General features: G+C 63.4%; 22 protein-coding genes and 1 riboswitch. Of the genes, 17 read left to right on the top strand and 5 right to left on the bottom strand.

The genetic code is table 11. From position 1 onward, the window contains the following. Positions 1-13: 13 nt before the first annotated feature. Positions 14-1,840: a phosphomethylpyrimidine synthase ThiC gene (thiC, locus tag ACX5I4_RS13190; RefSeq protein WP_461837052.1), complete on the bottom strand. Its 1,827-nt coding sequence runs from the start codon at positions 1,838-1,840 to the stop codon at positions 14-16. Next, positions 1,836-1,943, bottom strand: a riboswitch (TPP riboswitch). Its footprint overlaps the gene before it by 5 nt. A gap of 93 nt (positions 1,944-2,036) precedes the next feature. Between thiC and ACX5I4_RS13185 the strand changes: the two genes are divergently transcribed. The 17 genes from ACX5I4_RS13185 (at position 2,037) to ACX5I4_RS13105 (ending at position 15,645) form a co-directional block, all read left to right on the top strand. Then, positions 2,037-3,158: an amidohydrolase family protein gene (locus ACX5I4_RS13185; protein WP_461837051.1), complete on the top strand. Its 1,122-nt coding sequence runs from the start codon at positions 2,037-2,039 to the stop codon at positions 3,156-3,158. A gap of 49 nt (positions 3,159-3,207) precedes the next feature. Further along, on the top strand, positions 3,208-4,080 hold the full coding sequence (locus ACX5I4_RS13180; RefSeq protein ID WP_461837050.1) for a VOC family protein: 873 nt from the start codon (positions 3,208-3,210) through the stop codon (positions 4,078-4,080). Positions 4,081-4,156: 76 nt separating this feature from the next. Then, a complete protein-coding gene (locus tag ACX5I4_RS13175; protein ID WP_461837049.1) occupies positions 4,157-4,600 on the top strand; it encodes a hypothetical protein in 444 nt (147 codons plus the stop codon). A gap of 195 nt (positions 4,601-4,795) precedes the next feature. Next, positions 4,796-5,218: a 30S ribosomal protein S16 gene (gene rpsP / locus ACX5I4_RS13170; RefSeq protein WP_461838724.1), complete on the top strand. Its 423-nt coding sequence runs from the start codon at positions 4,796-4,798 to the stop codon at positions 5,216-5,218. A gap of 1 nt (position 5,219) precedes the next feature. Continuing rightward, positions 5,220-5,462, top strand: coding sequence for an RNA-binding protein (locus ACX5I4_RS13165; RefSeq protein WP_028267532.1), 243 nt, complete (start codon positions 5,220-5,222; stop codon positions 5,460-5,462). 127 nt (positions 5,463-5,589) lie between these two features. Continuing rightward, a complete protein-coding gene (gene rimM / locus ACX5I4_RS13160) occupies positions 5,590-6,165 on the top strand; it encodes a ribosome maturation factor RimM (RefSeq protein ID WP_461837048.1) in 576 nt (191 codons plus the stop codon). Beyond that, positions 6,166-7,011, top strand: a complete 846-nt coding sequence (gene trmD, locus ACX5I4_RS13155; RefSeq protein WP_461837047.1) for a tRNA (guanosine(37)-N1)-methyltransferase TrmD — start codon at positions 6,166-6,168, stop codon at positions 7,009-7,011. A 288-nt stretch (positions 7,012-7,299) separates the two neighbouring features. Then, a complete protein-coding gene (gene rplS / locus ACX5I4_RS13150) occupies positions 7,300-7,659 on the top strand; it encodes a 50S ribosomal protein L19 (RefSeq protein WP_284984571.1) in 360 nt (119 codons plus the stop codon). Positions 7,660-7,736: 77 nt separating this feature from the next. Beyond that, positions 7,737-8,414, top strand: coding sequence for a signal peptidase I (gene lepB / locus ACX5I4_RS13145; RefSeq protein WP_461837046.1), 678 nt, complete (start codon positions 7,737-7,739; stop codon positions 8,412-8,414). After that, the gene (gene lepB / locus ACX5I4_RS13140) at positions 8,415-9,344 is read left to right on the top strand and encodes a signal peptidase I (RefSeq protein WP_461837045.1); all 930 of its coding nucleotides are present in this window, start codon (positions 8,415-8,417) and stop codon (positions 9,342-9,344) included. After that, positions 9,344-10,099, top strand: coding sequence for a ribonuclease HII (locus ACX5I4_RS13135; protein ID WP_461838723.1), 756 nt, complete (start codon positions 9,344-9,346; stop codon positions 10,097-10,099). The genes lepB (ACX5I4_RS13140) and ACX5I4_RS13135 overlap by 1 nt, the downstream gene beginning before the upstream one ends. 77 nt (positions 10,100-10,176) lie before the next feature. Then, a complete protein-coding gene (locus ACX5I4_RS13130; protein WP_059387678.1) occupies positions 10,177-10,521 on the top strand; it encodes a DUF2469 domain-containing protein in 345 nt (114 codons plus the stop codon). A 130-nt stretch (positions 10,522-10,651) separates the two neighbouring features. Next, complete coding sequence (locus ACX5I4_RS13125) at positions 10,652-11,008, top strand: YraN family protein (RefSeq protein ID WP_461837044.1); 357 nt, start codon at positions 10,652-10,654, stop codon at positions 11,006-11,008. After that, the gene (locus ACX5I4_RS13120; protein WP_461837043.1) at positions 11,009-12,550 is read left to right on the top strand and encodes a YifB family Mg chelatase-like AAA ATPase; all 1,542 of its coding nucleotides are present in this window, start codon (positions 11,009-11,011) and stop codon (positions 12,548-12,550) included. 137 nt (positions 12,551-12,687) lie between these two features. Then, positions 12,688-13,830, top strand: a complete 1,143-nt coding sequence (gene dprA, locus ACX5I4_RS13115; protein ID WP_461838722.1) for a DNA-processing protein DprA — start codon at positions 12,688-12,690, stop codon at positions 13,828-13,830. A gap of 111 nt (positions 13,831-13,941) precedes the next feature. Beyond that, entirely contained in the window at positions 13,942-14,868 is a 927-nt protein-coding gene (locus ACX5I4_RS13110; RefSeq protein WP_461837042.1) for a tyrosine recombinase XerC, read from the top strand. Between the two features lie 273 nt (positions 14,869-15,141). Then, positions 15,142-15,645 (top strand): DUF3145 domain-containing protein, encoded by a 504-nt coding sequence (locus ACX5I4_RS13105; RefSeq protein ID WP_265980849.1) that lies wholly within the window; start codon positions 15,142-15,144, stop codon positions 15,643-15,645. A 120-nt stretch (positions 15,646-15,765) separates the two neighbouring features. Here the strand turns inward: ACX5I4_RS13105 and fabF are convergent, their stop codons facing one another. From fabF to ACX5I4_RS13085, 4 genes are all read right to left on the bottom strand, one after another. Further along, positions 15,766-17,001 carry a beta-ketoacyl-ACP synthase II gene (fabF, locus tag ACX5I4_RS13100; protein WP_461837041.1) on the bottom strand — a complete coding sequence of 412 codons (1,236 nt, stop codon included), beginning with the start codon at positions 16,999-17,001 and terminating at the stop codon, positions 15,766-15,768. A gap of 140 nt (positions 17,002-17,141) precedes the next feature. Continuing rightward, positions 17,142-17,387 (bottom strand): acyl carrier protein, encoded by a 246-nt coding sequence (locus ACX5I4_RS13095; protein WP_184737393.1) that lies wholly within the window; start codon positions 17,385-17,387, stop codon positions 17,142-17,144. Between the two features lie 107 nt (positions 17,388-17,494). Next, positions 17,495-18,556 (bottom strand): beta-ketoacyl-ACP synthase III, encoded by a 1,062-nt coding sequence (locus ACX5I4_RS13090; RefSeq protein WP_461837040.1) that lies wholly within the window; start codon positions 18,554-18,556, stop codon positions 17,495-17,497. Further along, positions 18,553-19,482, bottom strand: a complete 930-nt coding sequence (locus ACX5I4_RS13085; RefSeq protein ID WP_461837039.1) for an ACP S-malonyltransferase — start codon at positions 19,480-19,482, stop codon at positions 18,553-18,555. Before ACX5I4_RS13085 ends, ACX5I4_RS13090 begins: the two co-directional genes overlap by 4 nt. Positions 19,483-19,552 lie beyond the last annotated feature (70 nt).

Raw genomic sequence — 19,552 nt, 5'->3', positions numbered from 1 at the left:
CCAAGCTTCCTGATCAGTTCAAGCTTCCTGACTTCGTTCCCCTTCCTGCGGGAACTTCGAGCTCGGGCAAGTAGACCTTGCCACCGGATGCCAGGAACTCCTCGCTCTTTTCGCGCATGCCGCTGTACATTTCTGCGATGGCCGCTTGGGAATCCGCTGAACCGTACTCATCGCGGATGTCCTGGCTGATGCGCATGGAGCAGAATTTCGGTCCGCACATGGAGCAGAAATGTGCCGTCTTGGCTGGTTCGGCCGGGAGCGTCTCGTCATGGAACGCTTCCGCCGTGACTGGATCCAACGACAGAGCGAACTGGTCACGCCAGCGGAACTCAAAGCGGGCCTTGGACAGGGCATCGTCGCGTTCGTGGGCGCCGGGGTGTCCCTTGGCGAGGTCGGCGGCATGGGCAGCGATCTTGTAGGTAATCACACCGGTTTTGACGTCATCCTTGTTCGGCAGTCCCAGGTGCTCCTTGGGCGTGACGTAGCAAAGCATGGCGGTTCCGTAGCGGGCAATCTCCGTGGCGCCGATCGCTGAGGTGATGTGGTCGTAGCCCGGGGCCACATCGGTGACCAGAGGGCCCAAGGTGTAGAACGGAGCGCCCTTGCACAGCTCCTGCTGGCGTTCGACGTTTTCCCGCACCAAGTGGAACGGAATGTGGCCCGGCCCCTCGACCATGACCTGGACGTCAAACTCCCACGCCCGCATTGTCAGCTCGGCCAAAGTGTCCAGCTCGGCGAACTGCGCGGCGTCGTTCGCGTCCGCCGTCGCGCCTGGGCGCAGTCCATCGCCGAGAGAGAAAGCGACGTCGTACTTGGCGAAGATTTCGCAGAGTTCGTCGAAGTGGGTGTAGAGGAAGTTTTCCTCGTGGTGGGCCAGGCACCAGCCCGCCATGATGGAGCCGCCGCGGGAAACAATGCCGGTCACGCGGTTGGCGGTCAGCGGCACGTACCGCAGCAACACGCCGGCGTGGATGGTCATGTAGTCCACGCCCTGCTCGCATTGTTCAATGACGGTGTCGCGGAAGATTTCCCAGGTGAGCTTGTTGGCTTCGCCGTTGACCTTCTCCAAGGCCTGGTAGATCGGTACGGTGCCGATCGGGACGGGGGAGTTGCGGATGATCCATTCACGAGTGGTGTGGATGTCGTCACCCGTGGACAGGTCCATGACCGTGTCTGCGCCCCACTGCGTGGCCCACTGCAGCTTGTCCACTTCCTCGGCAATGGAACTGGTCACGGCCGAGTTGCCGATGTTGGCGTTGATCTTCACGAGGAAGGCCTTGCCGATGATCATCGGTTCGGATTCCGGGTGGTTGATGTTGTTGGGAATGATCGCCCGGCCGGCGGCGACTTCGCTGCGGACCAGTTCAACATCGCAGTTCTCGCGAAGCGCGACGAACTGCATCTCGGGCGTCACAATGCCCTGCTTGGCATAGTGCATCTGGGTGACAGTCTTGCCTTCGACGGCGCGGCGGGGCACCGGCTGTGCGCCCTTCCACTCCGCGGAGGCGGCGCCGCGGCGCACGGCCGACTTGCCGTCGTCGAGCAGGTTCCGCTCACGGCCGCTGTAAGCCTCGGTATCGCCGCGGGCCTCGATCCACTCGCTGCGGAACGGCTCAAGGCCGACCACCGGATCGCTCCCGGGCCCTGCGGTGCGGTACACCTGGAAGGGTGCGTTGGCCTCCCCGTTCGGGGATGGTTCCAAGGCGATTTCCGTCACCGGGACCCGGATTCCCGTCTCGGTATCCTCCAGGAACGCGAGGGAATGCGACTTGAGGGACTGGGTCACTTCCTGCGTTGATCCGTTGTGGATAGGGCTTAGCTGTGTTTCTTTGGTGCTCAAAGGATTACTCACTTCCTTCGCCGGCATTACCCGGACAGGTTCAACGGTCGCAGGCTGCGTCAGCCCGATCTCAGCCCTTGCAAGGGCCCCCGTGTGGTCGTAGACGAAGCTACCACAGCCGTTGGTGCCCAAGACAGATGTGACCCAGGACAGATGTGACCGGGCCGGGAACGGTGTCGGAGTTTAAGGTGGAATCATGGCAGAAATCATCGAGTTCAGCGGCACTGTCCTCACAGGGCCGAAAGATGAGCGGCGCGGGCTCTGGTCCGTCGACGGCCGGCTGACCTTTGTCCGACCCCTTGCGAAGTCCGACGTCGTCCTGGACGGGTGGGTGTTGCCCGGCCTTGTCGACGCGCACTGTCATGTTGGTTTGGGGAAGGGCGGGGCGGTCGACGAGGAGACCGCTCGCCGCCAGGCGACGGCGGACCGGAATGCAGGAACGCTTTTGATCCGCGACGCCGGTTCCGCAAGTGATACCCGCTGGCTTCAGAACCAGGCGGATACGCCGAGGATCATCCGCGCGGGCCGGCACATCGCCAGGCAGCGCCGGTACATCCGTGGGCTGGCCGAGGAAGTTGAGCCGGAGGGTCTGGTGGAAGCGGTACGCAAGCAGGCCCGGTTCGGAGACGGTTGGGTCAAGATCGTAGGAGACTGGATCGACCGCTCCTCCGGAGACTTGGGTCCGTCCTTTCCGGCCGCCATCGTCAAAGACGCCGTCGCGGCCGCACACGACGAGGGGGCCCGGGTGACGGCTCATTGCTTCGCCGAGGAAACCATTGACGACATGCTCGACGCCGGGATCGACTGCATCGAGCACGCCACCGGTTTGTTGCCGCACCACATTCCGAGACTGCTGGATCAGGGCGTGCCGATCGTGCCGACACTCATCAACATTGCCACCTTCCCGGACATCGCCAAACAGGCTGAAGCGAAGTTCCCGCGCTACGCCGCCCACATGACAAGGCTCTGGGAGCGCCGGTACGAGCGGGTCCGCGAGGCCTTCGACGCCGGGGTGCGGCTGTATGCCGGGACCGACGCCGGCAGCGTCATCAAGCATGGCCGTATCGGCGAGGAAATCCTGGAGCTGCACCACGCGGGACTGCCTGCGGCCGCCGCCCTCGATGCCGCCTGCTGGTCCGCCCGGGAATGGCTTGGTGCGGAGGGGATCAACGAAGGTGCCAGCGCCGACGTCGTCCTGTACGAGAAGGATCCCCGGGTGTCCCTGGACGTCGTGCTGAAACCGAAGGCCATCGTGCTGAGGGGCAAGTTTCGGGAAGCGGCGAGCATTAGGAATAAATTGAAGCTTCAAGTAATTTAGATAGATAGAGGTTGCCGAAGGGCGGCGCCACAAAAGCCGGGAGTTTCACATGACCATCACATCCAGCCAGGATCTCCTTCCTGCCGAACTCACCATGGGTACCGTCATGCTCAAAGTGGGGGACATGTTGCTCATGAGCGACTACTACCAGCGGGCCCTCGGGCTGGACGTCGTCGCCGAACAGGATGGCGGACTCTACTTCGGCCGGCTCGGCAAGCCCCTGGTGCACTTGGCCCCGGCCTCCGGACTCCAGGTCCCGGGCCGCGGAGAAGCTGGACTCTTCCACACAGCGTTGCTCTTCGAAGACCAGCCCGCACTAGCCGCCACCGTTGCCTCTGCCGCGCAGTACGAGCCCCACGCCTTCGTCGGCAGTGCCGACCACCTGGTCAGCGAGGCCTTCTACTTCACGGATCCCGAGGGCAACGGCATCGAGCTCTACTATGACAAGCCCCGCGAAGGCTGGGAATGGAACGGCAGTTCGGTTGTCATGGACAGCCTGCCCCTCCCGCCGCAGCGCTACCTCCAGCAGTACCTGAGCGACGCAGCGGTGACCGGCCAGCATGAGGCGGGCGCCGGCGTCGGGCACGTCCACCTCCAGGTGGGAGACGTGCAGACCGCCTACGATTTCTACGTTGACACGCTTGGCTTCGAGAAGACCGCCGGCTGGCATGGGCAGGCATTGTTCGTCTCCGCGGGCGGGTACCACCACCACATGGCCATGAATGTCTGGAATAGCCGTGGCGCCGGGCCGCGCAAGGACACGCTGGGTCTGGGTGAAGTGGTGATTGAAGTGCCGTCGGGGGACGACGTCGGCGCGCTCGCCGACCGCCTCAAGGTTGCCGGTATTGCGTCCCACCACACCGGGCTGGAGTTGCGCTTCGAGGACCCGTGGCGGAACCGGTTGCGGGTCGCTGTCCGCTAGGGTGGAGTACACGGCGTGGCGCATATTTTCGGCCACGCCGCAGCTCCGTCGGCACGAATGAATGAGGGTAGTTTCCATGGGCTTTGCTGAAATCTTTGTTGCCACCCACGATGAAGCACTCAAGAGGGCCGCTGCCCTGGAGAAGGGCAGCGACGTTTCCGGCGCTGCTGTACGGATCCCGGGAATCAGCGATTTCGAAGTAGAACAGCTCGGCGACCTGGCAGGCACTGCCGTGCACGCGGCCGGCGCCGACTACGAGTTGGCCCTGGTGGATGTCACCAGCGACGCCTTGCTGGGCGTTCCTGAAGCCATGGTGCGTGCCCTGTCCGAACTTCTCAGCTACGAGACCGAGGGTGAAGGCAGCGTCCTCGAAGACGTCGCCGAGCGCTGGGCAGCCCAAGAAGATATGCCTTTCGATGCCCAGCAGTCCCGCCTCTATGTCCAGCAGTTGGCGGCCCTCGCGAGCGACGTCGAAAAGGCCGAGCGCGCTGGTCTTTACGTCTGGTCAGCGGAGCAGTAATCCCGCAGTAAACCCGCCACACGGGCCCGTAGTTCGAAATACCGTCTGCCATCTGGCACAATGGACAGGTACTCGATCCGCGCGGCCCCTCTCTCCGTGTGTGCATCTTGTCCTTCGAACCCTCAAGTATGGCCCGCCCCACGGGTGCAGAACGACGGGCTCAACCCCGTTTCAGAAACAGGAGTGACCACAAAAGTGGCCGTAAAGATTCGCCTTAAGCGCTTCGGTAAGATGCGCGCACCGTACTACCGCATCGTCGTCATGGACTCCCGCTCCAAGCGCGATGGCCGTGCGATCGAAGAGATCGGCAAGTACCACCCCACCGAAGAGCCCTCGTACATCGAGGTTGCCTCCGAGCGTGCACAGTACTGGCTGTCCGTCGGCGCCCAGCCGACCGAGCAGGTTGCTGCGATCCTCAAGATCACCGGTGACTGGCAGAAGTTCAAGGGTCTCCCGGGCCAGGAAGGCACGCTGAAGACCAAGGTCGCCAAGCCTGCTTTCGTTGCTCCGGAGAAGGCTTCCGTCATCATCCCGGAAGCCATCACCAAGAAGGCCAAGCAGCCGGAAGCAACTGAAGCTCCCGCTGACGCTGAAGCAGAGACCACCGAGGCTGAGTAAATTGCTGGCAGAAGCGCTCGAGCACCTGGTCCGTGGGATCGTTGACAGCCCTGAGGACGTCAAGGTCAGTGCCAAGAACAACCGCCGCGGGGAATCCCTCGAGGTACGCGTTCACCAGGACGACCTCGGACGGGTAATCGGACGCCAAGGCCGTACCGCACGCGCGTTGCGCACGGTGATTGCGGCATTGGCGGGCGGCGAACAGGTCAGGGTCGACGTCGTCGACACCGACCGTCGCCGGTAACGCGCTCAGCAATACTTGTCTTAGATCCGGCCCCTTCACCAGATTATGGTGGAGGGGCCGGATTGTTTTACGACCAAACCCAGCATTGGTCCCGAATCCGGCCCAGCGAAGAAATCAGAGGAATCCCATGCAGCTTCAGGTTGCCCGAATCGGCAAGCCCCACGGAATCCGCGGCGAAGTCACAGTACAGGTGCTCACTGACGCGCCCGGCGATCGTTTTGTCCCCGGGACCGAATTCGTGGTGGAGCCGGCAAAGGCTGGTCCTTTGACCATCAACAGCGCGCGGTGGAACAAAGACATCCTGCTCCTCGGATTCGAAGAGATCTCCACGCGCAACCAAGCCGAGGAAATCCGCGGCGCCAAGCTCTTCATCGAGACAGAAGAACTGGACGAGGACGACGACGAGGGCTGGTACGAGCACGAGCTCGTTGGCCTTGAGGTCCGCGTTGGCTCGCAGGCCGTGGGCAAGGTGACCGCACTCAACACCATGCCCGTCCAAGATCTGCTGGTCATTGAAGACGCGGATGGCAAGGAAATCCTGGTGCCCTTCGTCGAGGAGATCGTGCCCGAGGTCAACGTCGAGGACGGCTACGTGCTGCTCACTCCTCCGCCGGGCCTCTTCGAGCTGAACACAGACTCATCCGCCGAGGACGCGGAAGAGGACACCGATGCCGAGGACACCGACGGCAAGGACGATGCCTAGATGCGCATCGACGTCGTCAGCATCTTTCCGGAGTACCTGGCGCCCCTCGAACTTTCCCTCATAGGCAAGGCTCGTCAGGATGGGCTCCTGGAGTTGAATGTCCATGACCTGCGGGCCTTCACCACGGACAAGCACCGCACCGTGGACGACACTCCGTACGGTGGCGGGGCGGGAATGGTCATGAAGCCCGAGCCTTGGGCCCAAGCCTTGGAGTCCATTGCCTCTGCAGCGAGTGCCGAAGCCGGGAGTGCGGCAACTGGGAATTCATCGGACGGACCGAGGAAGAAGCCGGTCCTGATTGTCCCGTCGCCGGCGGGGGAGCGCTTCAACCAAGCCCTCGCCTACGAACTCGCCGAAGAAGAACAGCTCGTTTTCGCCTGCGGCCGCTATGAAGGCATTGACGAACGAGTCATTGAGTGGGCGGCCGAGCACTTCACTGTCCGTCCGGTCAGCCTGGGCGACTACGTCCTCAACGGTGGCGAAGTGGCAGTCCTGGCCATGGTCGAAGCGATCGGGCGGTTGCTTCCAGGCGTCGTCGGCAACCCCGAATCCCTGGTGGAGGAATCCCACTCAGACGGCTTGTTGGAGTACCCGGTCTATACGAAGCCCTCATCATGGCGCGATCGCGACGTGCCTGCCGTCCTCTTGAGCGGCAATCACGGCAAGATCGCCCAGTGGCGGCGCCACGAACAGTTCCGCCGCACGGCGGAACGCCGCCCGGATCTGCTGGCAGGGTTCGACGCCGGCGGCCTGACACGTGCGGACCGTACGGTTTTCGGGGAACTGGGGTACGACGTCGTCAACGGCCAGTTGCGGCACCGCCCTGACGGCGACGTCCCGGCCTGAGCCTGCCGCCGTCGGGCAGCGCGTGCCGCGATTGGACCGCGAAAGCCGGACCGCATCCGCGGGATTGGCCGGAACTCCCGGGGTGTGGCAGAATTAACCCTTGTGTCTACTGGGTTCGCGCCTGCCACAGGGGGAGCGTCACCAACAGCCTGACAACCCGGAACCGCCAATCAGTGGCGGTACCGGACTTGAAAATCTTCGGCGGTAATTTCCGGACGGCCTTGCGCCCCGGGCTTGCCCGCCGTGACCCAAAGTGGATGACCTGTGGCGTTCACCAGGAGTGGATTAATGCATATCCTCGATAGCGTAGATGCAGCTTCGCTGCGTAACGATGTTCCAGAGTTCCGCGCGGGTGACACCATCAAGGTTCACGTGAACATCATCGAAGGCAAGAACTCCCGTGTCCAGGTTTTCCAGGGTTTTGTCCTGGGCCGCCAGGGTGACGGCGTTCGCGAGACCTTCACCGTCCGCAAGGTCTCCTTCGGTGTCGGCGTAGAGCGTACCTTCCCGGTGCACTCCCCGATCATCGACAAGATCGAGGTCGTCACCAAGGGTGACGTCCGCCGCGCCAAGCTCTACTACATGCGTGCACTGCGCGGTAAGGCTGCGAAGATCAAGGAAAAGCGCGACTTCGCCACCGGCAAGTAGGTCTTCGACCAATAGCGGGTCCTGGATTCGTGTCCGGCCTGCGCCGGAGAAATCCGCAACGCAACAGGAAACGAATCATGGACCACGCAAAACGCCAGCCCCGGAAACAGGGCTGGCGTTTTGTTTTGCTCGCATTCGTCCTGGCCGTGGCCATCAGCGGGCTTGTCCGATCCTTGTGGATCGACGTCTACTTCATCCCCTCTGAGTCCATGGAGCCGCTCCTGGGCACGGGAGATCGCATCCTTGTGTCCAGGACCGATTTCGCCTCGGATCCCATTCGCCGTGGAGACATCGTGGTCTTCGACGGCAGGGGCACTTTTGCCCCGCTCAACAGCGGCAAAGGCCCGTTTGCCGACATGCTGGCCGCAGCGGGCCACTGGCTGGGACTGACGGGAAGTGACACCACCTACGTCAAGCGTGTCATCGGACTTCCCGGAGACCACGTCGTTTGTTGCGGCACCGGTGGCAAACTCACAGTCAACGGTCAGCCGCTTGAGGAACCCTATCTGTATCCCGGCGACACGCCGAGCGAGCAGAAATTCGACATCATCGTTCCCTATGACCGATTGTGGCTCATGGGGGACCACCGTTCACGATCGGCCGATTCGCGTAGCCTTTTGGGCGCACCCGGTGGAGGAATGGTGCCGCTGGAGCGTGTCATCGGCCGTCCGGTCCGGATTATCTGGCCGCTTGATAGATTTGCAGAACTGCCTCGCCCTGCGCAGGCCGGTACAACCTCGAAGAACGGACAGTAGATGCCGGAGACAACTCCCGGGAAGCCAGAACGGCACGACGACGACGCCCGGCTCCTGGACGGACCGTCCGCTCCCGCCAGGGATCTCGCCGCGGACGACGCCGATCCGGCCTCCTTAGTGCCGACGGTTCAAGCGGCGGCTCCGGATGGGCACGAGTCTCCTCGGCGGGCCGCGCGGCGCGCCGCCGAAACCGATGAGTCCGATGCCGACGCCAAGACCCACGGCAGTCCGTTCCTCAGTTGGCTCAAGGAAATCGGCACCGTGGTGGTCATCGCCGTCGTGTTGTCCTTCCTGATCAAGACATTCCTGTTCCGTGCCTTCTTTATCCCCTCGGAGTCCATGGTCAACACCCTCGACGTTGACGATCGGATTTTCGTCAACCTCCTGGTCCCGAAGCCGTTTGCGCTGGAACGTGGCGACATCGTGGTCTTCAAAGACTCTCAGGGGTGGCTGCCGCCCACGCAGAAGGCGTCGCCAGGGCCGTTCAAGTGGTTCCAGGATGGCCTGGTCTTTGTCGGCCTGCTCCCGGATGAGACCAATCAGCACCTCGTCAAGCGTGTAATCGGCCTGCCAGGGGACAGGGTCTCATGCTGTGACAGTTCCGCGCGGGTCAGCGTCAACGGCACGGTTCTCAACGAAAGCTATATCAACCCTGCCCAAGTTCCGATGGCCAAGTCTTTCGATGTGGTGGTCCCGGAGGGGAAAATTTGGGTTATGGGCGATAACCGCAATAACTCCGCAGACTCCCGCGAACACCAAGCTGTCAATGGTGGGTTCATCAACATCTCCGACGTGGAGGGTAAAGCCACCGTTATTGCCTGGCCCGTCAATCGTTGGCAGATCCTCGACAACCACTCCGAGGTTTTCCGTAACGTTCCCGCGCCGTCGCCGCAGAACACGGCTTCGCCCACGGCTCCAGCGAGCAAATGATGGCGCCCGCGGGGACCAAGCCGGCCGCGCCCACAAAAAAGCGGCAGGCTGCCAGAGCGGGGAAGGCCGCGGGGACCAAGCCCAAACAGCCCGCCGATTTTCCAACCCTGGATGTCGAACGGGGTTTCCTTGCCCCGGGAGTCACGCTCCTGGCCGGCGTCGACGAAGTAGGCCGTGGGGCCCTCGCCGGACCGGTTTCGGTGGGGATCGCCGTCGTCGATCTCCGGGACCACGGCCTGCTCGCTGATGTCCGCGATAGCAAGTTGCTCAAGCCTGAAGACCGTGAGCGGCTGGAACCGTTGGTTCGCGAATGGGCCGTGGGCTCGGCGGTGGGCCACGCAAGTTCGGCGGAGATCGATGCGCTGGGAATCGTGGGCGCCTTGCGCCTTGCGGGAACACGCGCTTGGTTCGAGATCCTCGCCGCAGGCGTGCATCCGGACCTCGTCCTGCTGGACGGGAGCCACAACTGGCTCTCTCCGCAAAGCCAAGGTTCGTTGTTCGACGACGAGCCTTCCGGGCCCGCCTGCGAGGCGCCAGTGCACACCCGGGTGAAGGCGGACATGAGCTGTCTCAGCGTGGCAGCCGCCAGTGTGCTGGCCAAGGTAGCCAGAGACCGCATCATGCTTGAGCTCCATGAGGAATACCCGGCCTTCGGCTGGAATGAGAATAAGGGCTATGCCACGTCTTTCCACCGTGAGGCCCTCCGTTCGTCTGGCCCAACGCCGTACCACCGGACCAGTTGGAACCTGCTCTAGCTTCGCTTTTCCCTGTGGCGGACGCTGGCCGCGCCGGCGTTGCGGCGTGTGCCCGCTCCATGGTGCAAGATGGAACTATGAGTGCCGAGGATCTTGAGAACTACGAAACCGACATGGAGCTTCAGCTCTACCGCGAATACCGTGACGTCGTCGGGTTGTTCAGCTACGTTGTCGAGACCGAGCGCCGGTTCTATCTGGCAAACCACGTCGACCTGCAGGCCCGCAGTGCCGACGGCGAGGTCTATTTTGACCTGACGCTCCAGGATGCCTGGGTTTGGGACGTCTACCGTTCGGCCCGTTTCGTCAAGAACGTCCGGGTGATCACGTTCAAGGACGTCAACGTCGAAGAACTGCCGCGGAGCGAGGAACTCTCCTTGCCGAAAGACGGCGATCTAGGCGATCTCGGCAACCTGGGCAACTAGGAAAGCCCGCCAACCAGGAGAGCTCGGCAACTTCTCCTCCACACCGTCCGTTTGACGGACTTTCCCACATAGCCAAACTCCTCCCTGTCGTTGGACTTTCCGCGCCTCCACGCTGGTAGTGGAGGTGGTTATGAAAGCCAAAGACGTGTTGGGCCAGCACGGTGAAACGCTGGCCGCCGGGTTCCTTGAAAACCAAGGGATGCGAATTGTTGACCGCAATTGGAGATGCCCTGAGGGCGAGATCGACATTGTGGCGCTCGACGGCGATATCCTGGTGATTGCCGAGGTGAAGACCCGGAAGAACTTGGCCTATGGGCATCCCTTCGAAGCCGTTGGTGCCGCCAAGCTTGCGCGGCTGCACCGCTTGGCCTCGTCATGGTGCCGTGACCACGAGCTGCGCTGCTTGCGCCGCCGGGTGGACGTCGTGGGGGTCATCGACGACGGCGTAGGCGAACCAAGGCTCGAACACCTCAGGGGTGTGGGCTAGATGGGCGTGGGCCGAAGCTACTCCGTGGCGTTGCTGGGTCTGAACGGCTACATCGTGGAGGTTGAGGCAGACATTGGCCAGACCCTCCCGAACTTCGTGATACTGGGGTTGCCCGATGCGTCCTTGAACGAAGCCAAGGAGCGTATTCGTTCCGCGGCCCAGAATTCCGGCATCCCCTTGAGCCGTCGGAAGATCACTGCAAATCTGATTCCGGCATCGCTACCGAAACGTGGCTCGGGGTTCGACCTCGCGATCACCATGGCAGTGTTGCGCGCTGCTGGTGACATCCGTTCTACCGAAAGTACGGTATTCATCTCAGAGCTGGGACTCGATGGCAGGTTGAGGCCGGTTCGTGGCATCCTGCCGGCAGTCATGGCTGCCGTCCAGGCGGGACACCATGAAATTGTGGTGGCCCAGGCGAACGTTGCCGAAGCAAAGCTGGTTCCTGGAGCGGTAGTTCGCGGCTACAAGACCTTGGCCCGTCTGGCCTTTGATTTCGGCGCTGATCCCCAGGACCTGGCCCTGGACTACGATCCCGCGGATGATGAAGCCACGGGCGACGGCAACAGCGGTGCCGCGGTTGTTCCGGACCTTTGCGATGTCTCGGGACAGGGCGACGCCCGCCGTGCCCTCGAGGTTGCGGCGGCCGGGGCACACCATGTGTTGCTGTGCGGACCACCCGGCGCCGGCAAGACGATGCTCGCAGAACGGCTCCCGGGGCTCTTGCCGGATCTCGGCGACCAGGAAGCCATGGAGGTCACAGCGATCCACTCGCTTTCGGCTGTCCACGTTGACTCGGTACAGCTGTTGCGCCGCCCGCCTTTTGAAAACCCCCATCATAGTGCGACTGCCGCAGCCATCATCGGTGGCGGCTCCGGCCTGCCACGGCCTGGAGCGGCCTCCCGGGCCCATCGTGGCGTATTGTTCCTGGACGAGGCGCCCGAGTACGAACGCCGCGTTCTGGACGCCCTGCGGCAACCACTGGAGAGCGGCGAACTGGTCATCCACCGCTCGGCCGGTACCGCGGCATACCCGGCTCGTTTCCAGCTGGTTCTTGCAGCGAATCCTTGCCCGTGCGGAAAGGCCACCGGCAAGGGCGTCGATTGCACCTGCACTCCGGTGATGCGGCGACGCTACTTCGGGCGTATGTCAGGACCGTTGTTGGACAGGGTGGACATCCAGCTTCAAGTAGAACGTGTATCCCTCGCGGACTTCGGGCAGTCCGGCGCGGAGGAGGACACAGCTACAGTCGCAGGGCGAGTCCATGCCGCCCGGTCACGGCAACGTGAACGCCTCGGGACTCTCGGGATGGAAACCAACTCGCAAGTTCCCGGGCGTGTACTGCGCGGCGAACTACGCCTTCCCTCCGCGACCACGAAAATTCTGGATACTTCCCTGGAACGCGGAATCCTCACCGCGAGAGGCTACGACCGCGTCTTGCGGCTGGCATGGACGCTTGCGGATCTAGGCCACAGGGACCGGCCACACAGCGACGACATTGGGCAGGCCCTTGGCCTCCGGCAGGCGGTTGCGGCCGCATGAAAGGACACTCCATGACTGAGAACCACCCGCAGCCGCTGTGCGAAACGCCTCCCTCGGAGGCCGCCCCGTCCTTGCCTGGAATCGGAACGCCGGAACGGTCGAAAGAACGCCTTGCCCGGGCAGCGCTGTCGAGGCTGATGGAGCCGCAAGACGCGGCCGGACTCGCGCTGGTGCAAGCCGCGGGGGCCGTCGACGGTCTTAGGATAGCGACCGGTCGGCTCGCGCCTGGTCCCGGCCTTGAGCAGGAGGTGACTTCCTTGCTGCTTGACAACGGGGTTTCCGCAGCAGGGGCCGGATTGGCTCCCGCGCTGCGTCGGTGGGCGCCAAGGATCCCGGATCTGGCACCTGAACGGGATCTTGCCACCGTGCAACGCCTCGGTGGCCGCATGATCATTCCCGGCGACCCGATGTGGCCTGCCCAGTTGGCCGATCTAGGCCTCCATGAACCGCTGTGTTTGTGGTGGCGTGGACACGAATTGGAGTTTCCGCCCTTGCGGCGGGTCGTTGCCCTTGTCGGCTCACGGGACAGCACCAGTTACGGAGCCTCCGTAACGGGTGACTTCGCCTACGGGCTGGGCCAGCGAGGCTATACCGTCGTATCGGGAGGCGCGTACGGCATAGACGCCCATGCCCATCGTGGAGCGCTCACCGGGGGCACCAACGACATGCCGACCATCGCGGTGATGGCCGGGGGAGTCGACAGGTACTACCCGTCGGGGAACGAGGACTTGCTGCGTGCCGTGGCAAATCAAGGTTCGGTCATCGCTGAGGTTCCCCCGGGTTCGGCGCCCACCCGGTACCGGTTCCTCCAGAGGAACAGAATCATCGCGGCTTTGGCTGGAGTGACGGTCGTGGTGGAGGCCCGCTGGCGTTCGGGCGCGCTGAATACCGCCCATCATGCCGAATCCATCGGCAGGGCCGTCGCGGCGGTTCCGGGATCCGTCCACAGTGCCAACTCGGCGGGCTGCCACCGGCTTCTCAGGGACGGCGGGGCCGTTTGCGTCACGGACATCGGCGAGATTGCCGAACTGGCGGGGTCCAGCGGTGAAGCGCTCGCGGAGGATAAGGAAAAGGATGCTTCCGATCACGATGGGCTCACGCTTGAGGACCTCATACTGTTGGATGCCCTTCCAGTCCGTTCAACGAGCTCAGTGGAGAAGCTCGCTGTGGTGGCGGGACTCAGCCCGGAGTCGGTGAGGGCCGGACTTGGACGGCTCGGATTGTTGGGACTGGCAGCATCTGTGAGCGGCGCCTGGAAGAGATCTGGGAAGCGGGATTGAGCAAGCGGTGGGGGTGCACAACCGAATGGGATCCAGCCGGCCGGAATCTGACCCTTGGCGGCGAACGTGGCGATCCCACCCGCCCGGGCCCACTGCTGGCACAGTGGAGGAGTGCAAGAGAAACCGCTCCCCGAAGCGCTCGCCAAGTCCGTGGAGAACTTTCGGCGCTACCTCGAGGGCGAACGGGCAAGATCCACCCACACCGTGAGGGCGTACATTGCGGACGTCGAGAACTTACTGGGCTTTGCCGCCGCGGAGGGTGTGGGGGAGCTCGCGGCCCTGGAACTTGGCACTCTACGTCGCTGGTTGGGCGCACAGAGTGAAGCCGGCAGGTCGAGAGCGACTCTGGCCCGGCATGCCGCCACGGCCCGGGCATTCACCTCCTGGGCATTGAGGGAGGAACTGATTGCGTCGGACCCGGCCCTTCGCCTCCAAGCCCCCAAACGGGATCACGCTCTCCCCGGAGTACTTCATCAACAGCAAATCGCCAGGATTTTCGAAAACCTCACCGAGGCGGCTTCGGATGGTTCCCCGATGCCGCTGCGTAATCGTGCCGTCGTCGAATTGCTCTACGCCACGGGAATTCGTGTCGGGGAGCTGGCCGGGCTCGACATCGACGATCTCGACCCGGATCGTCGGACCCTTCGCGTGCTTGGCAAAGGCAACAAGGAACGTACTGTCCCTTACGGGGTCCCGGCTGCGCTCGCCGTCGACGACTGGCTCCGTCGCGGTCGTCCTCGGCTAGTCACCGAGCGCAGCGGACCGGCGCTCTTTCTCAGCTTGAGGGGCAACCGAATCGACCAACGCCAGGCACGCAGCGTGGTCAACGACCTCCTGGCGGCGCTCGGTGACACCGCGGCAACAGGGCCACACGCCCTGCGCCACACAGCTGCCACCCATTTGCTCGACGGCGGGGCGGACCTGCGGGCGGTACAGGAAATTCTGGGACACAGTAGCCTGGCAACAACCCAGATCTACACCCACGTGTCGGTGGACCGGCTTCGTAAGAGCTATCAACAGGCCCATCCGCGTGCTTGAGGGAAAGCGACGTCCGGAGAAACCTCGCAGCAGGCTGAAGAGCTCCTGCGGGGACGAAATCGGCGCGCCCGGGAATCGCACTGGCGTAATTCCGGTCTGTACGGCAAAATGAAAGCACTGCGGGGGAACTTTCAACCAAAACTTGAATGTTCTTCCGTTGCGGAAAAATCATAGAAAGGTAGGGAAACGGGAACAGCGCGGCATGAGCGCAGCAAAAATTTCATCCAGGCAGAGGTCGTTGGGGAAGACGTACCTACAGCTATGGAGGATGGAATGTCTGTTGCAACAACCCGCGGTGTCTTGTTTGTGCATTCGGCCCCTACCGCGTTGTGCCCTCACGTTGAGTGGGCCATCGGATCGGTCGTTGACAAGCGGACCGACCTTGAGTGGACCCCTCAACCGGCTGCGCCCGGAATGTTCCGCGCCGAATTGTCTTGGGCAGGAGTCCCCGGAACCGGCGCGCAATTGGCGTCGGCCTTGCGCGGGTGGGCGCATCTTCGCTACGAAGTCACCGAGGAGCCGAGCCAAGGCGTGGACGGTGCGCGTTGGTCCCACACGCCGGAACTCGGTATTTTCCATGCCGTGACGGACGTCCACGGCAACATCATGGTTACCGAGGACCGCATCCGCTACGCGTATGAGTCGGCAGCAGGGGACCCCGCGGCTGTCTATCACGAGCTTTCCCTGGCGCTCGGCGAGGCTTGGGACGAAGAACTCGAGCCTTTCCGCCATGCTGCCGAAGGCGCACCTGTCCGCTGGCTCCACCAGGTCGGCTAAGCCCGGCCCAAGCTCCGCCGCGAAGGCGTAGAGACAGCTTTTCCATAGCAAAGAGGAGGGCCCCACCGTGGTGGGGCCCTCCTCTTGTGCACCGATTGCGCGCCGAACTGGCAGGAGCTGTCAGACGCTGCGGACAGCGATGACGGCGTTGTGGCCGCCGAAGCCGAAGGAGTTGCTCAACGCAACAATGTCACCGGCAGGCAGTGAGCGTGCCGAAGTGACGACGTCGAGCGGGATCTCCGGATCCTGGTTTTCGAGGTTGATGGTCAACGGAGCCTGGCGTTCATAGACCGCGAGCACGGTCAGCACGGCCTCCACGGCCCCTGAAGCACCCAACAGGTGGCCCATCTGGGACTTGGTGGCAGAGACCGCCACATTGTCGACGTGCGTGCCCAGGGCGGCACGGAGCGCCGTGTACTCGGGCTTGTCGCCGACCGGCGTTGACGTGGCGTGGGCGTTGACGTGTACGACGTCCTCGGCCTGGATCCGGCCATCGAACATGGCAGCCTTCAATGCGCGGGTGGCGCCCAGGCCTTCCGGGTCCGGAGCGGTGATGTGGTAGGCGTCGGCCGTTACCGACGTGCCGGCGAGCTCGGCGTAGATGCGCGCACCGCGGGCGATGGCGTGCTCTTCGGCTTCCAGGACCAGGGCGCCTGCACCTTCACCCATGACAAAGCCGTCGCGGTCGCGGTCGTATGGCCGCGAAGCGTGTTCGGGATCGTCATTACGGCGGGAGAGCGCCTGCATCGAGGCGAAGGCGGCGAGGGGCATCGGGTGGATGGCGGCTTCGGCGCCGCCGCATACGACGACGTCGGCCTTGCCCGAGCGGATGAGGTCGAGGCCGAGGTGCATGGCTTCGGTGCCCGAGGCGCAAGCGGAAACCGGGGTGTGCGCACCGGCGCGGGCACCAAGGTCAAGGCTGACGGCAGCTGCGACGCCATTCGGCATGAGCATGGGGACCGTCATGGGCAGTACCCGTCGAGGGCCCTTTTCCTTCAGGGTGTCCCAAGCGTCCAGGAGCGTCCAGACACCGCCGATGCCGGTGGCGAAAGCCACGGCAAGGCGATCGTGGTCGATTTCGGTGATGCCGGAATCTGCCCAGGCTTCGCGTGCGGCGATGACGCCGAACTGCGTGGACGGGTCCATGCGCTTGGCTTCAACGCGGCTCAGAACCTCGAGGGCCGGCGTCGAGCACCGGGCGGCAAAGTGGACCGGAAGGTCATACTTGGCAACCCACTCGTCCTCGAGTGTGTGGGCACCGGAGACCCCTTTGAGCGCGTTCTTCCACATCGTGGGGACGTCGCCGCCGATGGGCGTTGTGGCGCCCAGACCGGTTATGACTACTTTGCGTGCCATGCGATCACTCTCTGTCGGATCAGCCAACCCATGTGCTGTTCTCACTGGGACGGCAGGAAAAAACTCTGGGAGATAAAGCAGCTGTGCCGGGCTTCGGATGCAACAGGGCGCACCCGAAGTCCGGCACAGTTGAGGCCAGACTAGGCCTGTGCGTTGGAAATGAAGTTGACGGCGTCGCCGACGGTCTTCAGGTTCTTGACCTCTTCGTCCGGAATGCGGACGCCGAACTTCTCTTCAGCGTTGACGACGATGGTCATCATGGAGATCGAGTCGATGTCCAGGTCCTCGGTGAAGGACTTGTCCAGCTCGACGGCGTCGGTGGCGAGGCCGGTCTCTTCGTTCACGATTTCAGCCAGGCCGGCCAGGATTTCTTCGTTGCTAGCCATTGTTGGCTCCTTTTCTTGTTGTGCCGGCTGCTGCCGGAAATGGGGCAAACCGCGGATACGGCTTGGGTTTCAAAGCACTATTCAATTGGGGGGTGAAGCGGTCCAAACTACGGAAGAACGACTACCTGGGCACCGAAGACCAAGCCGGCACCGAATCCGATCTGCAAGGCGAGGCCGCCGCTGAGTCCGGGATTTTCCTGCAGGAGACGATGCGTGGCCAGCGGAATGGAAGCGGCAGAGGTGTTGCCGGCATCCGCGATATCGCGCGCAACCACAACGGTCTCCGGGAGCTTGAGCTTCTTGACCATCTCATCGATGATCCGCATGTTCGCCTGGTGGGGGACAAAAGCCGCAAGATCCGAGGCTTCTATCCCGGCGGCATCGAGGGCTTGCTGGGCAACCTTCGCCATTTCCCAGACGGCCCAGCGGAAGACCGTCTGGCCGTCCTGGCGGAGCGTCGGCCAAACATCTTGCGCGGCGGAAATAATGGCCTGATCATCGGACTCATCCGAATGGCGGGCAGTCTCGCCAAGGTTGCGGACTTCGTCGAGGGAATGCGTCATGCCGATCGCGTTCCACTTGCTTCCATCGGATCCCCAGACCGAGGGGGCGATGCCAGGCGTATCGGAGGGGCCGATGACAACTGCGCCGGCTCCGTCGCCGAGGAGGAAGGAGATGGTGCGCTCGTGGTTGTCGATGACGTCCGAGAGCTTCTCGGCGCCTACCACCAAAACGTATTCTGCTGCCCCCGATCGGACCAAGGCATCGCCCTGGGCAATGCCGTAGCAGTAGCCCGCACATGCCGCGGAGATGTCGAACGCCGGTGCGGGGGTTGCGCCCAAGCGGTCGGTGAGCGCGGCGGCTGCGGACGGTGTGGCGTACGGGTGCGTGACGGTGGAAACGATCACGGCGCCCAGCTGCGACGCCTCGATGCCCGCTTGCTTGAGTGCCTCGCGGGCAGCTCCCTCCGCCATGTCGATGACGCTGACATTGGCGGCTGCACGGTGACGGGTCACGATTCCGGTGCGCTGGCGGATCCATTCGTCCGAGGAATCGATCCACTGGCAAACGTCGTCATTGGTGACGATGATGTCCGGACGGTATGCCCCGATGCCTACGATCCGTGAATATTCGTTGGTCGGTGCCTGCCTGAGTACGGGGGCGCTCATGCTTCTCCCTCCAGTTCTGCGAAGAGTGCAAGTGCCGCGGACAAGTCATCCGGGGTCTTGACGGCAACGGTCTTGACGCCGGGCATGCCGCGCTTGGCAAGCCCTGCCAAAGTGCCGGCCGGCGCCAGCTCGATGAGTCCGGTGACCCCGCGCTGGACCAGGTTCTCCATGCAGAGATCCCAGCGCACCGGGCGTGACACCTGGGCGATCAGGCTTTCGACGGCGGCGCCGCCGTCAGTGACTTCCTGGCCGTCGAAGTTCGAGAGCAGGGGAACCGTGGGGGCCTGCGGCTTGAGCGAGGGCCGGAGTGCTTCAAGTGCGTTCACGGCCGGAGCCATGTGGGAGGTGTGGAACGCGCCGGCGACCTTCAGGGGGATCACCCGGGCCTTGGCCGGCGGGTTGTCAGCGAGGGCCTGAAGTTGTTCGAAGGTGCCCGCGGCAACGGTCTGCCCGGCGCCGTTGACGTTCGCGGGTGTTGCGCCCGCGGCCGCAATTGCCGAGAGAACCTCAGCCGGGTCACCGCCGACCACGGCGCTCATCCCGGTGGGGGTGACGGCGGCAGCGGCTGCCATGTTGTTGGCACGCTCGCGGACGAACGTCATGGCTTCTTCCTCGCTGAGGACACCCGCAAGTGCTGCGGCAGTGATCTCACCGACCGAGTGACCGGCCAAAACGATCGGAAGGGTGCTGAGCTCGACGTCGAACAGCGACTTCGCTGCCACGAGTCCTGCGGCGACGATCAAAGGCTGCGCGATCGCGGTGTCCTTGATGGTTTCTTCGTCGGAGGTGGTGCCGTGGGCCTTGAGGTCGATGCCTGCGATTTCGCTCAGGGAGGCCAAATGGGCCTCTACGGAAGGGAGCTCCAGCCAAGGGGCCAAAAATCCAGGGGTCTGGGAGCCCTGTCCAGGGCAGACGATTGCAAGCACGTAACCAGCTTTCCAAATTGCCGCGTGAACTACTGGTGTTTGCGTACACCAAGCTCACTGGGTCAGTTTG

It is taken from the genome of Arthrobacter sp. MMS24-S77, assembly GCF_054888235.1.
This window is presented reverse-complemented; position numbering and strand designations above follow the sequence as displayed.

Bases quoted from the DNA above. Each gene is read 5' to 3' on its own strand.
- ACX5I4_RS13095 (WP_184737393.1), bottom strand. From the start codon at position 17,387: ATGGCTAGCAACGAAGAAATCCTGGCCGGCCTGGCTGAAATCGTGAAC.
- lepB (WP_461837045.1), top strand. From the start codon at position 8,415: ATGCCGGAGACAACTCCCGGGAAGCCAGAACGGCACGACGACGACGCC.
- fabF (WP_461837041.1), bottom strand. From the start codon at position 17,001: ATGGCACGCAAAGTAGTCATAACCGGTCTGGGCGCCACAACGCCCATC.
- ACX5I4_RS13180 (WP_461837050.1), top strand. From the start codon at position 3,208: ATGACCATCACATCCAGCCAGGATCTCCTTCCTGCCGAACTCACCATG.
- ACX5I4_RS13135 (WP_461838723.1), top strand. From the start codon at position 9,344: ATGGCGCCCGCGGGGACCAAGCCGGCCGCGCCCACAAAAAAGCGGCAG.
- ACX5I4_RS13105 (WP_265980849.1), top strand. From the start codon at position 15,142: ATGTCTGTTGCAACAACCCGCGGTGTCTTGTTTGTGCATTCGGCCCCT.
- ACX5I4_RS13185 (WP_461837051.1), top strand. From the start codon at position 2,037: ATGGCAGAAATCATCGAGTTCAGCGGCACTGTCCTCACAGGGCCGAAA.
- lepB (WP_461837046.1), top strand. From the start codon at position 7,737: ATGGACCACGCAAAACGCCAGCCCCGGAAACAGGGCTGGCGTTTTGTT.
- ACX5I4_RS13175 (WP_461837049.1), top strand. From the start codon at position 4,157: ATGGGCTTTGCTGAAATCTTTGTTGCCACCCACGATGAAGCACTCAAG.
- rimM (WP_461837048.1), top strand. From the start codon at position 5,590: ATGCAGCTTCAGGTTGCCCGAATCGGCAAGCCCCACGGAATCCGCGGC.
- rplS (WP_284984571.1), top strand. From the start codon at position 7,300: ATGCATATCCTCGATAGCGTAGATGCAGCTTCGCTGCGTAACGATGTT.
- ACX5I4_RS13120 (WP_461837043.1), top strand. From the start codon at position 11,009: ATGGGCGTGGGCCGAAGCTACTCCGTGGCGTTGCTGGGTCTGAACGGC.
- ACX5I4_RS13125 (WP_461837044.1), top strand. From the start codon at position 10,652: ATGAAAGCCAAAGACGTGTTGGGCCAGCACGGTGAAACGCTGGCCGCC.
- trmD (WP_461837047.1), top strand. From the start codon at position 6,166: ATGCGCATCGACGTCGTCAGCATCTTTCCGGAGTACCTGGCGCCCCTC.
- dprA (WP_461838722.1), top strand. From the start codon at position 12,688: ATGGAGCCGCAAGACGCGGCCGGACTCGCGCTGGTGCAAGCCGCGGGG.
- ACX5I4_RS13130 (WP_059387678.1), top strand. From the start codon at position 10,177: ATGAGTGCCGAGGATCTTGAGAACTACGAAACCGACATGGAGCTTCAG.
- ACX5I4_RS13090 (WP_461837040.1), bottom strand. From the start codon at position 18,556: ATGAGCGCCCCCGTACTCAGGCAGGCACCGACCAACGAATATTCACGG.